Raw genomic sequence first — 18,146 nt, forward strand, 5'->3', positions numbered from 1 at the left:
ACCTTTTAATAGACAACAAAAATCCCCGCGGTCTGTTATATGAAACATGTTATATGAAACATTGATATGCCGCGGGGTTTTTAGTCTCTACAGACTGCCGGATGCCGGCTCTTTTTCACGATTGATCATTCGTTCGATCAGGTCGATGGTTTCCCGGATACCATAATTGGCGCTGTTGATACAAAGATCATAGTTTTCCGGGCGGCCCCACCGTTTGTCTGTGTAAAAATCATAGTATTTTTTATGCTGCCGGTCCATCTGCCTTAAAAAGCGGCTGGCATGATGAAAGTCCATATTTTTGGACGCCATAATCCGCTGAACTCTCAGAGAGAAGGGCGCGCTGATAAAGAGACTGAGATGTGGGATATGATTGTTAGTGAGAATAGCATCCGCGCACCGCCCCATAATCACACAATCCTCAGTTCGGGCAAGATTACAGATCAAGTCACTCATATTGAAAAACACAGCGTCCTGTCTGGGAAGACCATGGTAGCGGTTAAATTCACGGAACCAGGTTTTTAAGCGGAAGTTTCTTTTGCGGTATTTGTCAAAGTCAGCAAAAGGCTCTGTCTCCGTGTCGTTGACCGATCCTTTTTCGGCTTCCAGGCGGGTTAAAACCTGATTAAAAATTTCTACATCATAATAATTAATGTGAAGATCATCGGCCAATTCAAATCCTATATCATTTCCGGCGCTGCCCTGAGTCCGGCTGATACAGATCACCAGATGGTCATTTTCGGAAAGCTTCTTGCGGGCAGTTGGATTTAACTCTGCCCGGGCAAGATCAACAATATCTATTTTTCCGAAACTATCAGGGAGCGCTTCGATTTCTTTCAGAATATTGTCGTATTCTGTCATCATCTGAGTCTTTTTCTTTTTATCCTTGATGGTTCGAGCCATATTGCTGATCAGAGCAAGTTCACTTCTTAACAGATGACCGTCGGGCTTTGTAAGCATGAGCATACACAGATTTTGTATCGTGTTTTCTTTATTGCCGGTAAAGGTTCTGCCGAGAGAGGAACCAACGCAGTGATAGACTTCCTCATCCAGATTATAAATACGGTTCGCCAGTTCCAAACATTTTTCTCTATTTTCCTGCATATGTGTCCCCCCTTACAAAAAGAAAATTAAGGTATCCAGCAAAAATACCGGAATTAAAATTCCCACGGACCACAACATATATCCAAAGAACGACGGCATATTGACACCGTTTTCATCAGAGATGGATTTTACCATGAAGTTGGGGGCGTTTCCTATGTAGGTATTGGCACCCATAAACACAGCTCCGCAGGAAATTGCTGAAAGAAGGTGAACCGGAACCGTTCCGAGACTGGTGGCAATCCCGCTGGTAAAGCCAAGGGTTCCCGCAGTTGTGAGGAACACAAGGTATGTGGGTGTATTATCCAGAAAACTGGATAAAGCGCCGGTAGCCCAGAACAACTGATAAGGCTGGTTTAGACCAAGATTCGGACCAACCTGTTGCAGAAGCATCAAAGCTGGCTGCATGGTAATGAAAATACCGATAAAAAGGACGGCAACTTCCTGAATAGCTCCCCATGTAAAGTGGTTTCTTGTCCGTATGTCTTTGGACGTTGTTTTAAAGGAAAGAAAAGCCGCCACAAGGATAATAATGATTTCGATCAGTGATGGGAAACTTAAAGATACTTCCCCGAAAATATGTACACCGAGAACATTTCCGGCGCTGTCCTGGAAAGCCTTCATTCCCGGAAGCACGCCGCTTAAAATAACGGCGCCGACGATCATGACAAGGAAAATGAGATTGTGCAGCCCGTCGATGCTGAAACGGGTTCCCGGCTTGCTGATATCCGGTTTCCGGCCTTCTGCGATATCCTTACGGTACATTCTTTTGTCCACATGATAAAAAATGAAAAGAAGAATGACCATATTAAAGAGCAGGACCGGAAATAGACGCAGGCTCCAGAAGAAGGGAACGCCCCTCATGAATCCCATGAGCAGTGGCGGATCTCCGATGGGAGTCAGGATTCCGCCCATATTGGAGACAAGGAAAATGAAGAAAACCATAATGTGAGCTTTTCTTTTTCTCCAGGAGTTCATTTTCAGCACAGGACGCACCATAAGCATACTGGCTCCGGTGGTTCCGATACAGCTTGCCAGGATTGTGCCAAGGGCAAGAAGTCCCACGTTGACTCTGGGCGATCCTGCAAAATCTCCCTCCATAGTGATATTGCCGGATACGCAAAATAGGCCGAACAGCAAAATAATAAATGTTAAATAATCATTGACTGTACATTCCAGCACAGTTTCCACAGTTTGTCCTGCCCCATAGTAAATGGCGAAAGGAATAATCATAGCCAGAATCCAGAACGCAACCGCCAGGGGTTGATGGGATTCCCACCATTGGCCTTTGACCAGGGGCATGATAGCGATACAGAGCAAAAGTCCCGCAAAGGGAATGCAAAGCCAGATGGGTACCGCTGCTTCTTGTGTACTTTCTGCAGCCTGGGCAAAGGCCGGGCAGGCGAGAAGAAAAATACTGAGAAGAATACCCGCTAAAATAATCTTTTTTTTCAAATCTGTCACCTCCATAGTTGTAAAAACAGTTCCTCCCTCTCCATTGTTTGATGGATGAACTTTGACATTAAAATTATAACGCTGAAAATAGTCAAAAGCAACAATACTATGGGAAAATCCCTCCATTTTTTTTGACGATTTAGACAGGCAGTGATAAAGCGGTGACATCTACAAAGATTTTATGATGCACATGAAAATTGTTTCTTTTATAGCGACTAAATGTAAAAAAAACAGAAAAATATTAGAAATTATGCCAATAGTAATGACAAAATAAATATGATATAATCATATACAGATAAAATAAGAGGGAGAGTTGTTGGAGAGAGGGGGATCACAATGAAAAGAAGTATTATAAAAATCGTTCTGATCTTGATCGCTGTGCTGTACATTATCGGCATTATATGTGTGCCTTTTATGGAGCCGCTGAGATTTAATGTATTTGCCTGGATCATATTTGCCGTGTATCTGCTGTGCGCTATTTTTATCTGCGGTCTTTTAGGGAATAAGAATAAGCAGTATGGGGCGACCGATGAAGAAAAGAAGGAAGGAAAGATTTCTCAGGAATTGCTGAAAGAGCGTAATAAGTGGTTTATGGGATAGGGTATAATAAACGAAGCGAAGGAGAACTTTGAGGTTTAAGATTATTTATGAAAAAGAAGCTGCTAAACATATAAATAAAATAGATAAAGAGGAACAACTATTGACTGATGAAATTGAAGCCATACGCCGTGCTAATGAGAGTATAGAAAAATATGGTACTGTCGATCATAATGCAATAGATTGGGATTAAGCCCCAAAAATCGCTGCACCCCGGTAAATACAAGGGACGCAGCGATTTTTTCGGCGCTTCATTACTTAACCGGATACATCATTTTTAATCGTTGAGCTTCATTGGCATTAAAACCAAACTTCTGATAAAATGGTATTTTATCCTTGTCGAAAATAGATATCCGAAATAATGTATGCTCCATTGCAAGTTTTGTTTGTGTCAATGAAGGTCCTGGTCCCCATACTGTCTCCCATAAAAGTATAAATTCTTCGGCACTTAGTTCATTGTATTTGATAGTGTATTTATTCATGTCGCTACTCCCTCTCTTTAGAAATCAATTCTTCTTTGTCAATCAGATGATCAAAGTAAAGCTCGACAGTATTAAATACTTTGTCATTTGCAACACCGCCAATGACAATATCGTAATCTGTTGTATCATTTCCAGTTCTACATTTTAGAATAAAATCAAGCCATTTTTCAGAGTAGCTGTCAAAATTTAGAACTTTAAGTTTCTTACAGGCTGCTTCGTCGAAGTCGTAACGGGATACAACTCCATTTTTTCCCCGGCGTTTGGATTTACTGATAGGAGCCATGATAAACAATCATAACTGGATTCCCCTTTCCTCCATTAAGCTGATAATATCATCCAGGATATAGTCTTTACTTTGGGTATGCAGCATCTCATACTCCGGTATAATGTAGCTGTTTAGAATATCACTTTTTTCAGTCAATGCCTGATAAACTTCTTCAGCATTTTTCCCAAATCTAGCGGCAATATTTTCAATACAGAAAACGGCAAATTCCAGTTCATCTGTATTTTTAATGCTGGCACTGTTTAACATAGCCGTTGCCCCCTGTTTGTCATATTAAAAATAAATTTTGATTTACGGATATTTGCAAAAATATGGCTCTGAAAGCCGGTTCTTGCATCATCCAAAAGATAGGAACTTTTTGTTCATTATACATTGGAAGTTCGTGTGGGTTAATCATTTATCATTGTTATTTTTATGTTCCTGTTTAATGGCGGAAGAAGAAAAACATTCATTAATATTGCGGGAATACTGTTGGCGGGTGGACTCCTTACCCTTAATGTGATCTTAACGACTCATAACAAAATTTTCAGCGAATATACATTATTGATCGATATTGTCATTTTGTTTTTATATCTCTAACAAGAAGAGCCTGTATGGAATCCGCAATGTCAGTGACCGGCTTTGCCGGGAGCATGGTCTGTCCGTCATTATTCCCGGAAAGGAAAAGGGGAAAAGCTAGAAAGAATATCAGGCCACCCGTGAAGGTAAGAGCTGGAAGGAAAAGCTGCGTGTTGTGATGGATTCCTGTATTCGTCAGGCAAAGGATTATGACGATTTTCTCCGGCTCATGCAGAAAAACGGTTATGAAATCAAACAGGGCAAATATACTTCCTTCCGCGCTGCCGGACAGCAGCGGTTTACCAGAGGGAAAACCCTCGGCACAGAGTATACCGAGGAACGGATCAGGGAGCGGATTGCCGGAAGTCCAAAACGGGGCTTTACGGTTCGCAAGGAATCCGAGCTAATCCGGCAGCTTATTGACCTGCAGAATGACAGCCGGGTACAGGAAAGTGGTGGGTTTGCTCACTGGGCGAAATTGAATAATCTCAAACAGGCTGCAAAGACACTAAATTTCCTCATGGACAATAACCTGACTTCCCACGCGGAACTGATCGCCAAGATCAAAGAGTTGTCGGCAGCCAGCGAGCAGGCCGCCGGTTCCGTCAAGGAGCTGGAAAAGAAATTAAATCACATGGCGGTTATACTGAAACAGCTCAATGCTTACCGGCAGACGCGGCCAGTCTATGAGGCGTACCAGAAGGCAAAGGACAAAGAGGGATTTTCTAAGCAGCACCAAGCAGAATTGATTATCTATGAGGCCACTGTCAAAAACTTAAATGCGCTGAAAACAGATGGAAAGAAACTTCCACCCTACAAGGAGCTGCGGAAACAGTATGAGCAGATAACAGCGGAAAAGGATAAACTGTATCAGGAATACCGGAAACTGAATCAGAAAGTCCGGCAGCATGAAACTGTCCGGGCAAATCTGGAACAGCTCATCCGGCCGGAGCCGGAAAAAGACCGGGGCAAAGAAAAAGAATCTTCCATCCAGATTTGACAGGTATAAATCTGCAAAAATCGGCCATAATAAAACCATCAAGGATATGTACAAACTTGATACCGTATATTATAATAGTGTCAAGTTATAACAAGAGAGGTGATGTTATGACCGATTTAGATTCTTTGAAAAAACTTGTCAGAGAAAATGGCTATCTATATACGAAAGACGTAACCAGCGCAGGGATTCGCCGAGAACAGCTTAAAAAATATCTGGATGAAGGCAGTCTGATCCGGGAAAGCCGGGGAATCTATTCCTTTGCGGACAGTATCAATGACGAATTTGTATTGCTGCAGAGCAGATGTAAAAAAGGGGTTTTCTCTTATGGAACAGCATTATATTTTCATGGCCTGTCTGACCGTTTCCCACAGATGGTTTCCATGACAGTGCCAAAGACCTATAATGTATTTTATCTAAAGGAAGAATTGTTTCATGTAGAGTTCCACCGGATCAAGCCGTCCTTATGGAGCATTGGAATGATGGAGATGGTCTCACCGCAAGGCGGAAAAATCATGGTCTATGACAGAGAACGGTGTATCTGTGATATGATACGGAGCCGCAAACAGGCAGACCCACAGGTTTTTAGCCAAGCGGTGAAAGGATATTTTGCTTCCAAAGAGCGTGACAACATCCGACTGATGGAATATGCCAAGAAATTTCACATTGAGGAAAAAGTACAAGAGTATATGGAGATATTATGATGAAAACACCAGAACAACTAAAAGGAGCCATTCGCAATCTGGCAAAGAAGAAAGGAATCCATGCACAGGAAGTCCTGCAGATTTTTATGTTTGAACGTATCATTGAACGTCTTTCTGTTTCCCCGTACAAGGACAGATTTATTTTAAAAGGCGGGCTGTTGATTTCCGCCATCCTCCGGTATGTCAGGCTGCCTGATCTGCTAATGGAGTATGGGGACTCCACCGTAGTTGCCGGGAATCAAAGGAAGCTGCTTGAACGCTACAGCCGGATACCTCTCCTGATACTGGATGAGTGGCTGGTGTCTGACATATCGGATGCGGAACTCCACTTCCTGTTTGAACTTATGGAAAGGCGCTCGGATACAACCTCTACCATCTTCTGTACACAATACCGCAAGGATGACTGGGTGAAACGTCTGGGCGAAGGAGTACGGGCAGAAGCGATTGTAGACCGTTACGCATACACAGCCTTCTGGATTGAAACTGGCAGCACCAATATGAGGGAATACTGTGCCAAGCATAAAAGGTAAAAAACACACCGGTGGATCCCAAAAGCGTATTGCTGGGTCTGTGAGAAAAATCAGTGGGTCTGAGCAAAGCTCAGACCCGGATCCCTTGGCGTGAAATAATCAACGATTCTTAATTATCTTTAGATAACGATTTACAGTATCACTTTTTTCTTCTCTTATACAGTATTATATAAGAAAATCAGGGTGGTAATTTGGAGGTGTGTTTAATGAAACCCCAAAATTGTCGAAAAATAATAAATGGGCTTGCTTTAATAGGAATGGGAATGGTTTTTTTATCATATATTCCATTTTTAAGTTCAATTCATAGAGAAATGATTTTTGTGGCCACATTTCTTGTGGTCGGTGACGTTATCTTTGGATTTATTTTTTTACGATGTCCACACTGTAAAAAATTATTAAATTTTAAGTGGTCATCACAAAGTATTTGTCATAATTGCGGAGAAAAATTAGATGATGATAGCTTGAAATCATAAACTTGAAGACTGCAAAACATTATTTTTCAATTTCCAAAAGACAGGTACTTCTTGTTCATTATACATTGGAAGTTTGTGTGGGTCAATCTATTCAGAGGGCTTGTGGGATGGCCTGAAAATCTGTTGAAGTTATTTTAATATATTGAGTTTGCCATTTTTCCTTAGTTTGAAATGTAGAAAAATCCTATGGATTTTCATCAAATTGTGTCAATAGAAAGAACGTATACGACATGATAAAATAAAAAGTAACAGATCAGCCCGCGCCTACGCTGTGCCGCACTTGCGCACTGCTCCGGAAAATGGGTTAAGGAACAAATGTTTTTAAGGGGGGATAATGGCTATGAAGAAATATAAAAAAGTGATATGGATTGTATTATTCATCTTCACTCTGTCAGGATGTTCTCATTCTGCCCATGGGCAGCTTTACTGCACTTCAAACCAGCACGGGAATGTCATACTTAATGACAACTCTTTGATATTATTATCGGGAAACGATCTTGTTTCCATTCATCTTTCATCCAATCCCACCCTGGAAATTCTGGAAAATACCCATTGGCCGTGGACTACCTCTATTGGTGAAGTGAATGGAATTTTATATGGAGTCTATAATAACAATGGACTTGTTGAAATTAAAGAAATGTCTTTAACAAATCCCTTCGAAGATTCCATGAAAGCACGCATTATCACAGGGATGTTAGAACAGGGAAATTTCTTTTTTCATGATGGATTTTTTTATTTTATAATGGCAGAAAATGAACAGGTTTATTTGGCCAGAGCAGACCTGGAAAATATTGATCATACAGATATTCTCCGGGCGGACTCGGCAGAAATTGAAAAACTTTGCGCAGTTTCCGATTCGGAACAAAGTGTTTCTCAAATACATATCCGTGTCTGTGACAATAAAATTATGATCCATGGCGTAGTGCATACAATAAATGAATATTATCACACCATTTCTATTTACGATCCGGACACAAAGGTTCTGGAGACTTTACCGATAACATCTTTACGTCGTATGGCCGGAACAACAGAAAAAATATGTTCGGTCAATCGCCAGGGAGCCATTGAGGTCTATGATATTAAAAATCAACAGACGGATTTAACCTTTTGTCCGAGATCCTATAATAAAAGCGGTGACTATTTGGATTTGTCCTGCGACAACAATTTTATTTATGTTTCATACACTCAGCCTGTCAATACTTCTTCAGAATCCTATTGCACTGAAATCTACGACTACCAGGGAAATTACATCACCGAAATATCTACGGTAAATGACAGCCGTTATATATGCAGTACCAGGGACTATATTTTATTAGGAAAGCTGATGTCTCCCCCATTAGAAGCAGAAGAATTTTACCTTATAAGAAAATCAGATTTTAAACAGACAACCGTTCCAATATACTCATAACATAATTTATATCTATGCGGATCTGCGTTGAAAATAGGTCAGTAACTTACATCAAAAGAAGGACATTAATATGACAAAGTACTGGAATAAGAATTGTATATAGGCGTGAAAGAAAGATCAAGATATTTGCGTAGGACTAATCATGTCAAAATATTAACAATATTTTGACAATTTTTATACAAAGTTTCTTTAATCAGAAATTATAAAGATAATACTGAAAATTTTCCTTTATAATGCGGAAATATTTAATTTGATTTATATTTGCGTGAAGATTTATACTTTAATCATTCAATGTGCGTTTCTTTAAAGTACAGTTATATGAGGAGGTAAATCATGGAATTTTTCAAAACTTACAGTTCATTTATTGGAGGAAAATTTATTGATCCGGAGCAGGGAAAGATCCGGAAAGATTGTAACCCGTCCAACGGGGAACTTCTGGCGGAGCTTAGTTTTTCCGACGCGTCTGTGTTAGATACAGTTGTGGACACCGCAAGAACCGCTTATGGAAGCTGGGGGAAATCCACAAAACTTTTCAGAGCCGGGATTCTTAATAAAATGGCAGATGTAATGGAGTCCAATAAAGACTATCTGGCTTCTATTGAGGCGCGGGATGTGGGTAAGCCTATTGAGGAGGCAAAGCTCCAGATGGAGATGTGCATTTCTGAGTACAAGTATTTTGCTGCGTCCATATTATCTCAGGACGATACACTTGTGACACACGATAACGGGTCCATGTCCGCGGTTTTAAGAGAGCCTCTGGGCGTTGTGGGTATTATTCTGCCCTGGAACGCTCCGGCCATGCTGTTATCCTGGAAGGTTGCCCCGGCTCTGGCTGCCGGCAACTGTGTCATTGTAAAACCGGCCAGTGCCGCGCCTCTGATTATCCTTGAGCTGGCCAGATTGTGGGCGGATGTTATTCCGGCCGGTGTCTTTAATGTTATCCTCGCCACAGGCGACGGCGTTGGCGATGCTCTTTTAAACCACAAAGGGATTGATAAGTTTTCATTTACCGGTTCAACGGCTGTAGGAAAACATGTGGGTTCTGTGACTGGCGGAAATATTGTGCCATGCACCCTTGAACTTGGCGGAAAATCAGCCAATATTATTTTTGAGGATGCTCAGATTGACCGGGCTTTACAGTACGCTATGCTTGGGATTCTTTCCACCCAGGGTGAGATATGTGTCGGCGGTTCCCGTCTGCTTCTCCACGAATCTATCTATGACAAATTTCTTGACATGATCGTGAAAAAGTTTGAAGCGTTAAGCGTGGGCGATCCTATGAATCCGGCGAATCAGATCGGACCAATGATCGACGAAAAACAGATGAATAAAGTTCTTGAATATATTGAGATCGGCAAACAGGAGGGCGCCCGTCTTATGTGCGGCGGCACACGTGTGACAAGCGATGGACGGGACAAAGGATTTTTTGTGGCTCCCACAATTTTTGCTGATGTGGACAATAACATGCGTATCGCCCGCGAAGAAATTTTTGGGCCGGTTTTGTGCGTGATGAAATTTAAAGATGAGGAAGAAGCTATCCATATTGCCAACGATTCGGAATACGGACTTGGAGCCGGCGTGTGGACAAGAAATCTTCCAAAAGCCTTCCGTGTGGGAAAGGCTCTCCAGGCAGGAACAGTGTGGGTGAATGACTATCTGACCAGTACGCCGGGCAACCCATTTGGCGGATATAAACGTTCCGGAATCGGACGTGAGATACACAAAATGGCTTTAGATAATTATTCCAATGTTAAAAATCTCTGTATCTGCCCGGATGAAAATGTTCCGGAATTTTTCTAAAGGATATCTTTGCAGCGATTCAGCCGGGGCTGAGCATTTACTGCGCAGGCCGTGAGAAAGTGATCCAAAGCGCCGGGGAGTTTTAAAACTCCCCGGCGCTTTGGGCATTACCTTGCGGTTGGACATCTGGCGGGCAGAACTTTCCTCACGCCACCATCTTCTCAGGATGTTTTTTCAGATACCGGTAATAGCACGTACAGATGATACAGCTTGTAATGGACGCCGCTGGGGTGGCGAAGCCCATGAGGAACAGTGAGGATGTGGTCTGGCAGATGAGATAGGACAGAGGGATGCGGACGCCAAAAGCACCGATAAGTCCCTGGATCATTACCAGTTTTGTGTGGCCGCAGCCGTTAAAGTATCCCATAAAGCAGAACAGGACGCAGGTAATGATGCAGTCCAGTGAAAACGACCGAAGATAGCTGGCTGAGGCCGCAATTACCTGGGCGTCTGTGGAGAAAATCGCCGATAAAAGACTGCCTCCAAAAACGCCTAAAAGGAACATAAATACGCCGACGCACAGCGCTGTCCTCATGCCAAGAAAGAGAGCCTTTCTGGCTCGGTCCGGCTTTCCCGCGCCCATGTTCTGGGCCACAAAGGCGGACATAGCCTGCATGAACGCCGACGGGATCAGCATGATAAAGTTGACCACCTTTACGGCAATGCCGTAGCCGGCGGAAGATAAAAGTCCCATACTGTTGACCATGGAATTGACAAGGACAAAGGAGAGGCTGGTGAGAGTATCCTGAAGAGCGATGGGAAGGCCCAGAAGGACCATGGATTTGATCTCGTGTTTGTGAAAGCGGATCATGCTCTTATTAAATTCAAAGGGCAGCCCGGTTTTTTTGATGATCACCAGGGACAGGATCACACTGACGGCCTGGGCGGCGATGGTGGCGATGGCAGCTCCCGCCACATCCATGTGGAAAACGCCTACAAGGAGCAGATCCCCCACAACATTGACAGCGCAGGCAATGGATACAAAGATCAGGGGCAGCTTTGAATTTCCGATCCCCCGGAAAATACCGCTGATCACATTGTAGGCGGTGACAAATACCATGCCGGCGCCGCAGATCTGAAGATAATCCACACATTGATCCACAGCTTCCGCGGGAACCTGCATGGCGTGGGTTAAGGGCAGCGCCAGGGCAAACATGATGACGCTGACAACAATAGCTACAATGATAAACAGGCAGATGGCCGCGCCTACCGTTTTTCCGGCCCGCTTAGGGTCGTTCTCTCCGATGTGGCGGCCGATGAGGATCGTCGTACCCATAGTCAGGCCGGAGACAAACATAGTGACCATTTGAATAATGGAACTGCCGGTGGATACGGCCGAAAGGCTGGTGGAATCTCCAAACCATCCCACGACCATCAGATCCACTGCGCCGTACATGGCCTGTAAAAACAGCGCCCCGACAATGGGGAGCATAAAACGGATCAGCGGCGACAAAATTTTTCCCTCGGTAAAGCCGCTGGACAAGTTCTTTTCCAATTCATTTTCCTCCTCATACATTTTATAATCTCTTTTCTTCTTCTGTTGCCCATAGGGGAAACAGTACTCCCAGCTCATTATAATATAAAATAATGCTATAAAACATTTCAGATTGAGAAAATCTGTGCGGATAATATCCTTTAAAAGAAAAGTGGTTATGCAAAATAGATAAAAAAAGACGTTTTAAAAGAATAACCATGGACACATTAACTATGATACTATAAATATACGGACAAAATACACAAAGGAGGAGGATAAAATGGAGAAAACTTTGGATGAAAGAATGGCTATTGTAAAAGATATCATTTTTGGCCGGGCAGACATGTTAATGACAAAACCTTTAAAGGAGGGCAGTTTAAAGAATAAATGTATTGGGGATTGCTGCACCGGCTATACTTTTGAAATTGACAATTTAAGTTACCGCGGCGTATGGGTATCGACCCTTGAAGGTATTCGCCTTAAAGTGGATGGGGAAGAAGTGCCGCAGGAGAATATGATGGTATGTCTGAAAGGTATGAAATTTTCCATATGTGATCTTGAAGGACATACGGAGGTATTCTGGGGCGCCCATGATCCTTGTATGATCAGCGTTAATAAAGTTGGGGGACTTTCAAAAGGCGAACACAAGGTTGAGATCGAGATTTTGAAGCGGGCGGACTTCGGACATTCCTACGGTGAGGGCGAAGAAGGCTATGAAAACGCTTCCGAGTTCCACCAGCCTCAGGTCATCAAAGACGAAGGCGTTTATACGATTTAAGGAGGAGGGAGAATATGGGGAAATTAAATCATAGTATTACACTTTATGGATTTGGCTACCACTATATGAGAGGAGAATATTCTCTTGAGGATGTATTGAAAAAAACAAAAGCTCTCGGCGCCGACGGCTTTGAGATTGTAGCGCCTCAGATGGTTGACGGCCATCCAAATCCCAGTGAATCCTGGATGGAAAGCTTTAAAGAGCTTTATCAAAAATATGAACTGACGCCGGTGTGCTACAGTATTTATATCGACAGCGGCAAACATAAAGGCCGGTTTTTAAATGAGGCGGAACGTCTGGCAGGTACTATCAATGAGATGGAGTACGCGAAAAAGATGGGATTTTCCGTAGTCCGCAGCCAGGACGCTCTTCTTCCGAAAACTATGGAAAAGCTGCTCCCATATGCCGAGGAACTGGATCTCCATCTGGCTATCGAGCTTCACGGGCCTTACTCTCCGTCAACACCTGTTTTTCAGGAGTATGCGGAGTTGTTTGAAAAGAAAAATTCGCCTTATTTAGGCGTTGTTATGGATTATTCCGCATTCTCGTCAGGTCCTCCGGCAACGGTGCTGGATCAGTTTCCAGATGATGTATGCCACAAAGAACTGCTCCATAAGATCAGGAAACTGTTTACAACAACAGAGATTCCTGTGGAAGATCTGACAAAGATGATCTTGGATGAGGGCGGCGATGAAGTGGACGTGTTGATTGCCGAGAAGAAGATTTATACAGGTCTGATGAACGAGAAAATGGGAACGATTTATTACCGGACACATCCGGATTATGAGGGTTTCAGACGGCTGCTAAAATGGTCAAAATACATGCACGGAAAATTCTGGCATGTAGATGATGATCTCAACTGTGATGAGATTGATTATCCCGGCTTCGTAAAAATTATGAAAGAAGAAGACTATCAGGGATTTATTGCTTCAGAATATGAGGGTTCTAATTTTTCTAAGAAGTATAATGACGAAGATCAGCTTGCGCTTCATATAAAGATGCTGGATCAGCTTTGGAACAGATAATTGGGGAAAGAAAAAGCAGAAAAAGTAACAATTCAGCCATACGGCTGAATTGTTACCAGAAAATAAGTATTGAGGAGGCGACATTAATGAAAACAAGAAGAATGCTTTCAATGGCCATGGCGGGGATCATGGGATTATCTTTACTGGCAGGTTGCGGAAACAGTTCAGGTACAGGAAACGGTTCGCAGGATACTCAGTCGAGTGCTGAAACAGAAGCTGCCGCTGCGGATACATCTTCTGCGGCATCAGATACAGGCACTTCCCAGGCCGAGGGTGACTCAGAGGTTCTTGAGGATATTGCGGAGATCACTATGGTGTATATGCCGATGGGAGCTATTCCATCCGGTCTTCAGGAAGTTGAGGACGCTATTAACGAGATCACGGAAAATGAGATCAATGTCCATGTGGATATACAGATGATTGAGAGCGGCAACTATGATCAGCAGATCAGTCTTATGATGTCCTCCAGCGAGAAGGTAGATTTGATGCTCACACTGCCCATTGGCTCATCTTCCTACAATAATATGGCGAACCAGAAACAGTTTATGGATATTTCAGGACTTCTGGAGGAATATGGCCAGGATGTTCTCAGTACGGTGGGAAGCCTTATTGAATCCACTACTGTGGACGGCAGTATTTATGCGGTTCCAACATACCGTACACTTGTGACAAGCGCTTATATTGTAATGCGCACCGATGTTCTTGAAGATCTGGGACTTTTGGAGAAGGCTCAGAATATGACCTCCTTCACAGAGTATGAGGAGATTCTTGCGGCGGTAAAGAGCAGCGAGAAGTGGAGCTATCTGGCAGGAATCGTCAATTCTGACGTTGACGGTTTGTGTCTGCCTCTGGCCGGTTCTTATCTTGGCGTTGACAATTTCTCTGACGCCACTTCCTATGATCAGTTGGGTGACCTCAATAAGATCATTGCTATTGATCCTGAGGGCTCCGATGATACAGTTCGGATGAATTTTGATACACCGGAATATAAAGCCATGATTGACAAGATGCGCGACTGGTATGAAAAAGGTTATGTTTATGAGGATGCAGCAACAACGGATGACGCCGCTGAAACACTGATTAAGAGCAACGTTGGATTTTCCTATTTCGTTGAAGGTGAGATCGGCATCGAAACATCTAAGACCGCTGCCTGCGGTATGCCTATGACTTGCGTAAAGATCGTTACCCATCCGATTTCCACATCAAGCTGTACAAAATTTGTGTGGGCAGTTCCAAACAGCTCCACAGAGCCGGAAGCGGCAGTGAAGTTTATGAATATGATGTATACCGATTCCCGTATTGAAAACCTCCTTGTATGGGGGATTGAAGGACGAGACTATCAGGTGAAAGACGGTGTGGCTTACTTCATGGACGGACAGGACGCCAATAGTGTTGCTTACCAGACTGCAGATTTCATGTTTGGCAATCAGTTCCTCGCTTATCCGTGGGACGGACAGTCTGCGGATTTCAGAGAAGTAGCTAAAGAAGAAATGGACGGCGCTCAGGAATCCAAATATCTGGGATTCTCCTGCGATACAACAAATATCCAGAATCAGCTCACAGCCATCGCTAATGTTATCTCTGAATTTGGGCCGTCGCTGGAATCTGGTATTGCTCCGGAAGGCACTTATGAAGAATTTATACAGAAGCTCTATGATTCAGGTGCCCAGGACATTGTAGACGAATATCAGAGACAGCTTGATGAATGGCTGGCAGAACAGGAATAAAACCGGTCACTTACCTTGTAACAGCTCAGCCTGATCATTCTTGATGGCTGAACTGTTGCTATAAAATAACCCTCATAAAAAGGACGGGCGTACCGTGATAAAAGCGGTATGCCCGCCCTTTTAAGTTGTCGAATGTGCTGAATAGTAATCCTGGGCAAATTTGGAAAATGCCTCAACAAAAATAGGGACACAGGGATTGGTTGTATTTCTGCACCAGATCAGGTTGGTATTAATGTAAGCGTCTGAGTCGCTGATACGGGTGATATGGATTTTTGAAGGCGTATACCGGAAGACCGGTTCTGATAAAATAGAAATACCTTTTCCGGTCAATACCTCCAAAAAAAGTCCTTCAGTGCTGGTGGCTGTGATCGCCGGATTATAAATAGAATGATGCCGCAAGAACAACTGCTGAAAAAAATTAACCGAACATAATTGTTCTTTTATGTCAAGATAAACCATGGGAATACCGGACAGCTCTTTGATCGTTACTTCTTTTTGATGTGCGATAGGGTGATCATCGTTGGCAAATACATAAAAATGATCCCGGACGAGAGTGGTATGTTCCAGATTTGGAGAACTTCCCTCTGTCCAGTCCAACATCAGAACAAGGTCAGTCTTATTTTCTTCAATCCTTTTTTTATAAAAGGGCCTGATTCCTCGATGATAAAGTTGACTTTGATATCCGGATAATCCCGGTTAAAGGCCGGAAGAAAGTCGTAGACAAACAGTGAACTCAGCGTGTAGGATGTAGTCAGTTCGATGGCCCCAACGGCTCCGGTTTTTGACATCTGTATATGTTTCATGGACAGTTCATAGTCCTCAACAATCCTTTCAACGTCATGGGCAAAAATTTTTCCGATATCAGTTAAGGTTACGGAATGTTTATCCCTGGAAAAAAGAGCCACTCCAAGGTGGTTTTCCAGGTTTTGTATGTGTCGGCTCAACACTGGCTGGGACATATAAAGGCTGTCTGCGGCTTTGCTGAAATTCAGACACCTGGCCAGAATGAGAAATTCTTTGAGTAATTCAATATCCATAATATCCTTCTCCTTTAAGTAAAAACCCCTTATTATTTTAATACATTTGTCAATACCTTTCCAGTCCTGTTATGCAAAATGTGCAATACCGCCGTTTCACAGCGAATAACCATAGTCAAAATAACTGTGTTATCATAAATACATCAAAAAAATGTTGTTAAAAATCAACCAGGAGGAGGATCATATGACAAAATCGTTGGAAGAACGCATGGCGATTGTAAAAGACCTGATCTTTAATCAGCCGGTGCAGTTAATGACAAGCCCGCTGAAGGCGGGAACACTGAAAAATAAGTGCATTGGGGACAGCCGTACCGGGTACACGGTACAGCTTGACAATTTAAGCTACAGAGGTGTATGGGTATCCACCATTGAAAAGATCAACTTAAAAGTTGACGGCGAGGAAGTACCTCAGGATACGATGATGCTCTGCCTTAAAGGCATGAAATTCCCACTGTGCGACACGGTGAGTCACACGGAAGTTTTCTGGGGAGCGACAGATACATGTATTCTCAGTGTTAATAAAATCGGAGGATTAAGCAAAGGCGAACATAAACTTGAGATTGAAATTTATAAGAGAGGCGATTTCGGCCATTCCTACGGAGAAGGGGAAGAAGGATATGAAAACGCCACAGAGTTCCATACGCCGACACTTTATAAAGACGAAGCGGTATTTACCGTTGAGTGAGGAGGGAAAGAAGAATGAAACACAGCATAACACTTTATGGTTTCGGCTATCATTACATGAGAGGGGAATATACCCTTGAAGATGTTCTTAAAAAGACAAAAAAGCTGGGGGCTCAGGGATTTGAGATTGTAGCGCCTCAGATGGTGGAAGGTCATCCTAATCCAAGCGAGTACTGGATGGAGAGCTTTAAGGAGCTGTACCACAAATATGATCTGGAGCCGGTGTGCTACAGTATTTATATTGACAGCGGCAAGCACAAAGGCCGTTTCTTAAATGAGGCGGAGCGTCTCACAGGAACGATCAACGAGATGGAATACGCGAAAAAGATGGGATTTTCCGTAGTCCGCAGCCAGGACGCCCTTTTGCCAAAGACTATGGAAAAGCTGCTTCCTTACGCGCAGGAGCTGGGGGTTCACTTGGCCATCGAGCTTCACGGGCCCTATTCTCCGTCCACACCTATATTCCAGGAATATGCGGAACTTTTTGAAAAGAAAAATTCGCCCCATTTAGGCGTGGTTATGGATTATTCCGCATTTACATCCGGCCCTCCGGCCACAGTGCTGGATCAGTTCCCGGATGATGTGTGCCACAAAGATCTGCTCCACAAGATCCGCAAACTGTTTACAACCACAGAGATTCCTACAGAGGATCTGACAAAGATGATCCTGGATGAGGGCGGAGATGAAGTGGATGTACTCATTGCACAGCAGAAGATCTACACAGGTTTGATCAACGAAAAAATGGGAACTGTTTACTACCGGACACATCCGGACTATGACGGCTTCCGCCGCCTGTTAAAGTGGTCCAAATATATGCATGGCAAATACTGGCATGTAGATGAGGACTTAAACTGCGACGAGATCAATTATCCGGAATTTGTAAAGATCATGAAGGAGGAAAATTACGACGGATATATTGCCTCTGAGTATGAAGGTTCCAATTTCTCAATGAAATATAACGATGAGGATCAGCTTGCCCTTCATATTCAGATGTTAGATAAATTGTGGAGAAAATAAAAAAATCAATAAAGTAAAA

At 43.1% G+C, this 18,146-nt stretch carries 21 protein-coding genes; 13 read left to right on the top strand and 8 right to left on the bottom strand.

Going from position 1 to position 18,146, the window contains the following annotated elements:
- Positions 1-87 precede the first annotated feature (87 nt).
- Together HNP82_RS13270 and HNP82_RS13275 are read right to left on the bottom strand one after the other, a co-directional pair.
- Positions 88-1,101: a cytidylate kinase-like family protein gene (locus HNP82_RS13270; RefSeq protein WP_183775489.1), complete on the bottom strand. Its 1,014-nt coding sequence runs from the start codon at positions 1,099-1,101 to the stop codon at positions 88-90.
- 12 nt (positions 1,102-1,113) lie between these two features.
- Positions 1,114-2,553, bottom strand: coding sequence for a sodium:proton antiporter (locus HNP82_RS13275; protein WP_243164772.1), 1,440 nt, complete (start codon positions 2,551-2,553; stop codon positions 1,114-1,116).
- Between the two features lie 336 nt (positions 2,554-2,889).
- Here HNP82_RS13275 and HNP82_RS13280 point away from each other — a divergent pair, with 336 nt between their 5' ends.
- Together HNP82_RS13280 and HNP82_RS13285 are read left to right on the top strand one after the other, a co-directional pair.
- Positions 2,890-3,153, top strand: coding sequence for a hypothetical protein (locus HNP82_RS13280; RefSeq protein ID WP_183775491.1), 264 nt, complete (start codon positions 2,890-2,892; stop codon positions 3,151-3,153).
- 28 nt (positions 3,154-3,181) lie between these two features.
- Positions 3,182-3,343: a hypothetical protein gene (locus tag HNP82_RS13285; protein WP_183775492.1), complete on the top strand. Its 162-nt coding sequence runs from the start codon at positions 3,182-3,184 to the stop codon at positions 3,341-3,343.
- Positions 3,344-3,404: 61 nt separating this feature from the next.
- Here the strand turns inward: HNP82_RS13285 and HNP82_RS13290 are convergent, their stop codons facing one another.
- The 3 genes from HNP82_RS13290 to HNP82_RS13300 are packed head-to-tail and all read right to left on the bottom strand — an operon-like array spanning position 3,405 to position 4,164.
- Positions 3,405-3,632, bottom strand: coding sequence for a hypothetical protein (locus HNP82_RS13290; protein WP_183775494.1), 228 nt, complete (start codon positions 3,630-3,632; stop codon positions 3,405-3,407).
- A gap of 4 nt (positions 3,633-3,636) precedes the next feature.
- Positions 3,637-3,915 carry a DUF3990 domain-containing protein gene (locus HNP82_RS13295; protein ID WP_183775496.1) on the bottom strand — a complete coding sequence of 93 codons (279 nt, stop codon included), beginning with the start codon at positions 3,913-3,915 and terminating at the stop codon, positions 3,637-3,639.
- Positions 3,916-3,924: 9 nt separating this feature from the next.
- Positions 3,925-4,164, bottom strand: coding sequence for a DUF3791 domain-containing protein (locus tag HNP82_RS13300; RefSeq protein WP_183775498.1), 240 nt, complete (start codon positions 4,162-4,164; stop codon positions 3,925-3,927).
- A gap of 487 nt (positions 4,165-4,651) precedes the next feature.
- Between HNP82_RS13300 and HNP82_RS13305 the strand changes: the two genes are divergently transcribed.
- The 6 genes from HNP82_RS13305 to HNP82_RS13330 all read left to right on the top strand — a co-directional run bounded on the left by HNP82_RS13305 (position 4,652) and on the right by HNP82_RS13330 (position 10,385).
- The gene (locus HNP82_RS13305; RefSeq protein WP_183775499.1) at positions 4,652-5,473 is read left to right on the top strand and encodes a relaxase/mobilization nuclease; all 822 of its coding nucleotides are present in this window, start codon (positions 4,652-4,654) and stop codon (positions 5,471-5,473) included.
- Positions 5,474-5,580: 107 nt separating this feature from the next.
- Positions 5,581-6,174 (top strand): type IV toxin-antitoxin system AbiEi family antitoxin domain-containing protein, encoded by a 594-nt coding sequence (locus tag HNP82_RS13310; protein ID WP_183775501.1) that lies wholly within the window; start codon positions 5,581-5,583, stop codon positions 6,172-6,174.
- Positions 6,171-6,704 carry an ATP-binding protein gene (locus tag HNP82_RS13315; RefSeq protein ID WP_183775503.1) on the top strand — a complete coding sequence of 178 codons (534 nt, stop codon included), beginning with the start codon at positions 6,171-6,173 and terminating at the stop codon, positions 6,702-6,704. The genes HNP82_RS13310 and HNP82_RS13315 overlap by 4 nt, the downstream gene beginning before the upstream one ends.
- 206 nt (positions 6,705-6,910) lie before the next feature.
- A complete protein-coding gene (locus HNP82_RS13320; protein ID WP_183775505.1) occupies positions 6,911-7,177 on the top strand; it encodes a hypothetical protein in 267 nt (88 codons plus the stop codon).
- 340 nt (positions 7,178-7,517) lie between these two features.
- Entirely contained in the window at positions 7,518-8,585 is a 1,068-nt protein-coding gene (locus tag HNP82_RS13325) for a hypothetical protein (protein WP_183775506.1), read from the top strand.
- Between the two features lie 333 nt (positions 8,586-8,918).
- On the top strand, positions 8,919-10,385 hold the full coding sequence (locus HNP82_RS13330; protein WP_183775508.1) for an aldehyde dehydrogenase family protein: 1,467 nt from the start codon (positions 8,919-8,921) through the stop codon (positions 10,383-10,385).
- A 145-nt stretch (positions 10,386-10,530) separates the two neighbouring features.
- Here HNP82_RS13330 and HNP82_RS13335 read toward each other — a convergent pair whose 3' ends face one another.
- Complete coding sequence (locus HNP82_RS13335) at positions 10,531-11,880, bottom strand: MATE family efflux transporter (RefSeq protein ID WP_243164773.1); 1,350 nt, start codon at positions 11,878-11,880, stop codon at positions 10,531-10,533.
- 259 nt (positions 11,881-12,139) lie between these two features.
- On the opposite strand from HNP82_RS13335, the gene HNP82_RS13340 reads away from it, so the two are divergent.
- The 3 genes from HNP82_RS13340 to HNP82_RS13350 all read left to right on the top strand — a co-directional run bounded on the left by HNP82_RS13340 (position 12,140) and on the right by HNP82_RS13350 (position 15,389).
- A complete protein-coding gene (locus HNP82_RS13340; protein WP_183775512.1) occupies positions 12,140-12,637 on the top strand; it encodes a C-glycoside deglycosidase beta subunit domain-containing protein in 498 nt (165 codons plus the stop codon).
- 14 nt (positions 12,638-12,651) lie between these two features.
- Positions 12,652-13,662, top strand: a complete 1,011-nt coding sequence (locus HNP82_RS13345) for a sugar phosphate isomerase/epimerase family protein (RefSeq protein WP_183775514.1) — start codon at positions 12,652-12,654, stop codon at positions 13,660-13,662.
- An 86-nt stretch (positions 13,663-13,748) separates the two neighbouring features.
- Positions 13,749-15,389 carry an ABC transporter substrate-binding protein gene (locus HNP82_RS13350; protein ID WP_183775516.1) on the top strand — a complete coding sequence of 547 codons (1,641 nt, stop codon included), beginning with the start codon at positions 13,749-13,751 and terminating at the stop codon, positions 15,387-15,389.
- A 120-nt stretch (positions 15,390-15,509) separates the two neighbouring features.
- Here HNP82_RS13350 and HNP82_RS13355 read toward each other — a convergent pair whose 3' ends face one another.
- On the bottom strand, positions 15,510-15,989 hold the full coding sequence (locus HNP82_RS13355) for a LysR family transcriptional regulator substrate-binding protein (RefSeq protein WP_183775518.1): 480 nt from the start codon (positions 15,987-15,989) through the stop codon (positions 15,510-15,512).
- Positions 15,989-16,426, bottom strand: coding sequence for a LysR family transcriptional regulator (locus tag HNP82_RS13360; protein WP_183775520.1), 438 nt, complete (start codon positions 16,424-16,426; stop codon positions 15,989-15,991). The genes HNP82_RS13355 and HNP82_RS13360 overlap by 1 nt, the downstream gene beginning before the upstream one ends.
- A gap of 184 nt (positions 16,427-16,610) precedes the next feature.
- On the opposite strand from HNP82_RS13360, the gene HNP82_RS13365 reads away from it, so the two are divergent.
- Both HNP82_RS13365 and HNP82_RS13370 read left to right on the top strand, forming a co-directional pair.
- A complete protein-coding gene (locus tag HNP82_RS13365; protein ID WP_183775522.1) occupies positions 16,611-17,111 on the top strand; it encodes a C-glycoside deglycosidase beta subunit domain-containing protein in 501 nt (166 codons plus the stop codon).
- Between the two features lie 14 nt (positions 17,112-17,125).
- Positions 17,126-18,127 carry a sugar phosphate isomerase/epimerase family protein gene (locus tag HNP82_RS13370; protein ID WP_183775524.1) on the top strand — a complete coding sequence of 334 codons (1,002 nt, stop codon included), beginning with the start codon at positions 17,126-17,128 and terminating at the stop codon, positions 18,125-18,127.
- Positions 18,128-18,146: the final 19 nt, after the last annotated feature.

Origin of the sequence: Catenibacillus scindens (genome assembly GCF_014202115.1) — a bacterium.
Classification (GTDB): domain Bacteria; phylum Bacillota; class Clostridia; order Lachnospirales; family Lachnospiraceae; genus Catenibacillus; species Catenibacillus scindens.